At 64.1% G+C, this 5,247-nt stretch carries 3 protein-coding genes; all 3 read left to right on the forward strand.

From position 1 onward, the window contains the following. Nucleotides 1–2,213: 2,213 nt before the first annotated feature. The 3 genes from ABGB11_RS42170 to ABGB11_RS42180 are packed head-to-tail and all read left to right on the forward strand — an operon-like array spanning nt 2,214 to nt 5,048. A complete protein-coding gene (locus ABGB11_RS42170) occupies nt 2,214–4,112 on the forward strand; it encodes a hypothetical protein (RefSeq protein ID WP_347641318.1) in 1,899 nt (632 codons plus the stop codon). Next, on the forward strand, nt 4,102–4,542 hold the full coding sequence (locus ABGB11_RS42175; protein ID WP_347641320.1) for a hypothetical protein: 441 nt from the start codon (nt 4,102–4,104) through the stop codon (nt 4,540–4,542). The genes ABGB11_RS42170 and ABGB11_RS42175 overlap by 11 nt, the downstream gene beginning before the upstream one ends. Beyond that, nucleotides 4,542–5,048, forward strand: coding sequence for a hypothetical protein (locus ABGB11_RS42180; RefSeq protein ID WP_347641322.1), 507 nt, complete (start codon nt 4,542–4,544; stop codon nt 5,046–5,048). The genes ABGB11_RS42175 and ABGB11_RS42180 overlap by 1 nt, the downstream gene beginning before the upstream one ends. Nucleotides 5,049–5,247: the final 199 nt, after the last annotated feature.

Here is a 5,247-nt window from a genome sequence, read left to right on the forward strand (position 1 = left end):
CGCATGGTCCACCTGGCGCCGACGCCACCAATACCGAGCCCGAAAATGCCACCAGGCATGGCACGCCTACGCCGACACCAACACATGATCACCGCAGGCCAGAGCCTCAATTACAGCTGCCGTATCAGCTCCGGCGGTGACTCCGACCCGGTCGCCTTCCACCAGACCTACGACCCGATCATGGCCGAGAGGCCCCCACTGGAAGTACATCGGCAACCAGCGCGGCTACGTCGTCTGCGACGTCACCCCGTCCCGGCTCCTGGCCTCGCTCCGCACGGTCAGCACCGTCTGGTCCACGAGTGGCACGACGGTGACCACGGCAGCGCGCTTCCAGGTAGAGGCAGGACGCCCAGGCATCACGGTGGTCGACCAACAGGACACACGGCAGACCCTCACTTCGTCCACACGCCGCTACAAGGTAGACGACGACCAGTTCTAACCACCTCCGCCGCCGCCCCGTTCATCGACCGGCGAACAGGGCGGCGGCATAGCAGGGAAGCCCGACCCAGGTGCGTAATGAATGAGCGCCGGCCCCAAGGAGCCCATCGCCGTCCCCATCGACCTACCTATCGATCGATGGCGGAGTCTGAAGCCCGGCGGTTCGGCTAACGCAGCCACGTGACACCGCGCAGTAGGCACGCAACCTGCCATTAGGCCCCGACACGATCACCATGGGACACCGTGCGAAGTTGTCGCCCCCTCATGATCGAAGAAGAGCAACAAGACGGGCACCCTCGGCCGCGTGAACACCTGCCGACCGTGGCTTGCCGGTGGTCAACGCCCACCTCCACCCCGAAATAGCGGGCCGCTACTCCCCTGCGGCGGAGACGCTGTCCTAATGGTGGGCGGACGTGAGGACAGTTGGCGACTCATCCCTGACCAACTGCAGCCAGACGCCCACTTCTCAACCATGGTCACAAACCAGGAGCGAGCATCATCCTGGCTAGGAAGACGACGTCTACAGGCCGCTGGAGGCCGACATGCATACGGGGGCGATTTCACTCAGGTGGACGCGGTCAATGTGCTGCTGGATTAGCAGGCCAGAGGCCAGCGTCGTCCTCCGCGACAGGTGAGGCTCCGGCGCCACCGCACCAGGGGCCGCGCCCGCAGGTGTTCCCGGCCGCTCCAGTGGGGGGGCGCGCGGCGGCGAGGGCGAGCCCGAGAGTGGCAAGGAGGACGGCAAGGCGGCCCCACCGAGGGCGGGGCGGGCCGGGAGCCGCCATAGCCCAGCTCGCCAGGGTGCTCCCGGCGGCGACCGTGGGGCCTCGACCGATCCGACGGCGCCGGGCTGGTGGTGGCGCTCGGTAAAAGCGATGGCAGCAGCCCGGTGGAGCCGAGGACGACGCCGGTCGCCGCCGCGTCCACTGGGCCCATGCCTGGACATGCAAAGAAGAAGGACGCGGCGCCAAGCAGGGCTGTCGTGCCGACGTACGGGACGATCTGGTCTCCCGAGAGACCGCCCAGTTCTCGGAGGTTGAACGTCCGGCCAACGATCCCCGGGGACCTGACGGCCGAACATCCCCGAAGCGGACTCCATCGAGACGAACGCGCACCAAGTGCCAGCTAAGTGGTTGTGCGCCAGGAAAAGCGTCCAGGCACGGGATGCGGTGCGTGCGGCGGAGGGTTCATCGGCAGTTCGGCCTACGCACACCGCAGAGCGCCGACGCTCACCAGGTGTCGGCTCTACTACCGACTCCCGATGGCTCTGCGCACATCGGCCTGGCAGGTGAACGGCCACCGCCGACTACGGGTGGCTACTCAGCCAGGAGTCAAGCCGCTTCCCAACTGCTCGATCAGCCAGAGGCAGCAAGCGAGATGTTCCGCCGCCCTGGGAAGCAGAGGCTATCTGTCCAGAGTCAGGACGATGGGTTGCCAACGAGCGCTGGGCACCAATCGACCGGCGACTCCAACCACATACCTAGACAAAATAGACATTGTCGTAATACTCAAAGTTTGACCATCCAAACCATGAATCAGCGCGTCACCACGAGTTGTACGCGCGAAACAACACCTTGCTCGTGATCGTTTCGCGCGAGTTGATGGTCGAGCCTCGAACCTCGGATGCCCGCACGTGCAAAGTTCGGACGTGCGCGATTACATAGGGGCTCGGCGTGCTCCCGATGTCAGCCCCGCGCGTCAGGGGCCACGCCTGGCGGCCCGTTCGACGATGCCCTGATGGCGGTCCGCCTCCCCTCGATGAAAGGGCTGCCAGCGTGGGCGTGGAACACGGCGGATCAGACAAGGGCCCCGAGACCGGCGACAAGCCCACAAAGCCCGATAGCGCCAGCGCACCGCCGCCCGACAATCCCGGATCACCCGGACAGCAGTCCCGCATCGAAAGCCTCAAAGCCGCAGGCTGGAACGTCAACGGCCAGCAAGAAAGCAGTGAACGCGGACAGACCACCAAGGAGTCCTCCCCCACCGGATCGAGCGCGGAAAACGCCTCCGCCGCCCCCAAGACCGAGAAGGTGACCGGATCGGAAACTGGCTCCCAGCCTGGTGACGGCAAGAGCGAGCCTGGCCGTCCAAAGCCCGAAACCGTTGAGGCGGCGCCGCCGCCGGACGAGGGCAAGAGGGAACCACGGACGACCGAGCCCGGGGAGCGACACCCGAAGGCCGAAGCCGAGCCGCAGTCGACCAGCGAGCGGAACGGCGAAGCGGCCAAGAACACAGAGCCTCTCGGCCATAGGGACGGCCGCACCGAGTCCGGCGAGAAGCCGCGCGCAGACGACACCGGCAAGCCGCCCACCGAGGCCCCTGATCCGTCCAAGCCGATGACCCGCCGCGAAAGCCTCCAGAACGCCGGCTGGGACCTGGGCGATCCACCCGCGACCAGCACCGATCAACCACGGTCCGAAAAGACGGACCAAAACGCTGCTCCACTGGAGACCCGAGACGGAAAGCCAGCGACCAACGCAAGCGGTCTTGAATCCGACGAAACCACACAACAGGACAAGCCCGCCCCACCAGTAGCCGAAAGCGATAACGCCAAGGCAGACGAACCCGGCGATCTTCGCGCCTCAACAGACGACCGGAGCACGGGCAAGGCGGCGGACAAGCCGGCACCCGAACTCGGCGAGACCGGACCACAGGCCGAGCGCGACGGACAAGCACACCCACGGGACGCCGACATCCCGGCTGGCGAGCAGCCCACCACGAACACCGTGGGCGATACCGACCAGCCCACTGGGCAAACACCCAAAGACCAGCCCAGCACCGGCAACTCGGAGACCAAACCTGCGCAAGAGACAGCCCCAGAGCCGGAGACCCCCGAAAAACCACCGCCCGGCCAGCAACTACCCGGCACAGACAGGCCGACCAACGAGGACCCGCAACCAGCAACCCCAGAGACGGCCACCATCGCCCCAGAGTCCGCGGACCATGGTGCCAGGCCACAGGAGCAGCAGCCGGAACAGCCCTCTGTCACAGAAGACGAGACTAGGGACGCCCCAGCAGACCAACGCGCTGCCAGCGATGCTCCATCCCCACCCACAGAAACCCGCGACCATGATAAGAAAACCGAGGAGACAGACCTTCCAGAACCCTTCACCGGCAACGATCCGCCCGACCGCGACCCAACCCAAACCGGCGAAACGGAAGAACTTGGCAGAGAACTAAGTAGCCATGAGGAGAATCTGCCGGAACCGGAACCAAACCCGTATCGCGCAAGAATCACCTTGCGCCGCGACAGCGACGGCAATTTCATCCAAGAAAGCCGCTTCGACGTCGAAGACGACACGCCGGACCGCGCCGAACCCCGCGACCCCGAAGACGACCCCGCACTCCGTGACTACCGGGAATCTGATCCGGAGAGCCGATCTCGCACACGCGACTTCATGCGCGAGTTCACCTCACGCGCCGATGACATCAGGGACACTGCAGATAAGACCAGTGAACCGGCCCAGAAGAACTTCGAGGAAGTCCGCCCTACAGGTCAGCTCTGCGGGTCCCGCCCTGCCGGAGATCAAATGAAGCCGCCCGACAACACCGTCAAGGGTGGATCACTGGTGCTGGCGGCAGCAGGAACGTTGATAATCGTAACCGAGGTCGGACGCGTCGGCCTCAGGGCAATTCAACACATGAGAGGGCGCGAGAATGCCGGTGACCGATGAGCAGATTGCTACACTGCGTGCTCAACTGCAGGGAAACATAGTCGAACACCGCAGGCTGCTGAAGCAACTCGATGCCGACGAAGCCAATGTGGGTTATCCGGCACTGATCTCCGCCGCCTTCATTGCAGCCGTACAGCAGCGGTTTATCAGAGACGGACAACCTGCAGACAGGTCAGAGGTAGTCGATTTCGTAGCGCGTGCGCGAGCGAAACATGACGAGGCGCCAGACGTCATCAACCCAGAGATCGCCGAAGGAATGATTCTTCGCCTACTCGGCAAGGGGCCGATGGTCGAAACCGACGAGGAAAGCAAACTAGCTCATCAAATCATCCTGCTCGCCGCCTTGATCAGCCAGGAGAATTTCACCGATCCCGAGCTCGACGCCTTCCTAGCAAAGGCACGATCGATCGCCGACGATTTCCTCGGATAATGGATTACTCTCAAGTTGAGATTCGCGAGGAGAACATCCTTGCATTGCGGTCGTTCTTGCTGGAAGGGCCTGAGGCGTGGGTGCCTCTGCAGGACGAGATGCAGAAGGACGACGAGACCGCGGCCGGGTACATGTCGTTGCTCTTCGGGGCGTTCGAAGTCGCGGTGCGGCGGAGGTTTTCGCCGACCTACACCGTGGGTGACATCGTTCGTTTCGTCGCCGATCTGCGCATCAAGGCCGAAGAAGACGCCCACCTGATCAACACGCTGGTCGCCGAGGACATGATCCGCCGCGCTGTCGACGCAGCACCCCTGAAGGCCGATCTGCCGGACGATCCGTCGACCGTCCTGCACGCCCAAGTCTTCATCCTGCTGTACCTGATCGCCGAGTTCGACTTCGACCGCGCAGGCTTGGAGCAGTTCATCGACGAGACCACGGCATACACCAAGATGTGGCTGGACGCCCGCCGGAGCGAGTCCGCCGATTCCTCCGCTCAGCAGAATTGACAGTTGATACCTGTCTCCGTAGGTCAACTCTGGCCAGCGACAGCGATGAGCCACCGTGGCTGACAACAGTCTCAATGACGTTTTCTCACTGACTTTCAGGTGATCCGGCGGTGTTCGAAATGGACTAGGACGAGGGCGGCCCGGACGAGATCGCCGATCCGGCTGGGGCTGAGCGTGATGTGCTGGAGCGTGGTCCAGC

The sequence above is a fragment of the Actinomadura sp. B10D3 genome, assembly GCF_039871695.1.
Classification (GTDB): Bacteria; Actinomycetota; Actinomycetes; order Streptosporangiales; family Streptosporangiaceae; genus Spirillospora; species Spirillospora madurae.